This is a genomic window from Propionibacterium acidifaciens DSM 21887 (genome assembly GCF_000426605.1).
Lineage (GTDB): Bacteria > Actinomycetota > Actinomycetes > Propionibacteriales > Propionibacteriaceae > Propionibacterium > Propionibacterium acidifaciens.
Genome location: NZ_AUFR01000082.1, coordinates 1 through 1,311 on the forward strand (window position 1 = coordinate 1; position 1,311 = coordinate 1,311).

The window sequence follows — 1,311 nt, forward strand, 5'->3', positions numbered from 1 at the left end:
CCTCCACGGGCCCGGCCGGCTGCTGGAGCGCATCATGCCGATCCATCTGTCGCCGTACGTGCCCGACCACCAACCCGGCCGGGCACGTCCGGAACACGGCCAGGAACGACACCGCCACCATCCAGCGCGAGACACCCGAAGGAACCCTCGGCGCGTCCGCCTCACACATCACCGGCCGAACATTCGACCACGACTCCGAACACCTCCATTCCGCGAAACCAGAAACGATCCTGCTCCATGACAGCCATAGAAACGATTCTGTTCCATGACAGCCATAGCAGCATTTCACTTACCCCAATGCAAAGAGTTATGGACATCTATACTATACTTGCCCACAGCAGGATTCATAAGCTAAGAATAGATTCCAAAACAATGAAATTTCAACTATAGAAGGAAGTATCCGCCTTCAAACAAGTTTTGATATGTCAGCATCTCACCGAGGGGGATATTTATTGATGGCTGGGGTACGTGGCCAAGGCAGACAGTTCGATATTGATGATGCCTTAGACAAGGCTATGGATATTTTTTGGCGAAATGGATATGAAGGAACTTCCATCGCCAAACTAACGACAGGAATGGGGATTACCGCTTCAAGCCTTTATGCTGCATTTCAAGATAAACAACATCTATTTGATCAAGTTGTCGAGCACTACCTGAATACAGAAGGTCGTTTCACGGACCTTGCCTTCAATGAAGAAGAACACGCCCTCCCCCTTATCCGACGAATCTTGTTTGAAGCTGCGGATAAATACTCCGACAAAAGTGGTCCGGGTGGCTGCCTTATTGCCTGCGCGGCAACTTGTGTTACAGATGCAAACCGGGACATCGAAAAAAAATTAGAGAGTCATCGAATCTCTAACATCAAGCGTATTAAAAATATAATAGATGCAGATCTTGAAAAGGAAGTCATCGTCTCGAATGTGAATGCTGAAAATATAGCGGAATTCATCGGAACTGTCCTGCAGGGCATGGCGCAGCGCGGCAGAGATGGTGCCTCTCTTCGCAACCTTCAATCGACTGCAAGAATAACATATATTTGCGTTGAATGTACGTTTAACGGATTTGATTATTGGAATTTAAACGATTCATCGCAAAGTAGGGTGGGGTCTGAACACGTCGGCCTCGAGGAGGCTGCGGGTGACGTATGACCGTAATGAAACAAGGCTGCCAGCCCAGGTTTATGGCCCCCCTGGGACGGGGCCGTGTTTCGTGGGTCTCCTGTGCTGTTTCGGATGCGGTGGGGGCGTGCGGGTCGGGGTCGCCCCGGAAGGAGACCGCCGTCCTGGTCGGGTGGAGGAGGCGTTCCGGCAG

At 51.1% G+C, this 1,311-nt stretch carries 1 protein-coding gene; it reads left to right on the forward strand.

Features of this window, described 5'->3' with window-relative positions; translation table 11 throughout:
* The first annotated feature begins 455 nt into the window (after positions 1-455).
* The gene (locus K336_RS18220; RefSeq protein ID WP_081660867.1) at positions 456-1,148 is read left to right on the forward strand and encodes a TetR/AcrR family transcriptional regulator; all 693 of its coding nucleotides are present in this window, start codon (positions 456-458) and stop codon (positions 1,146-1,148) included.
* The last annotated feature ends 163 nt before the right edge of the window (positions 1,149-1,311 follow it).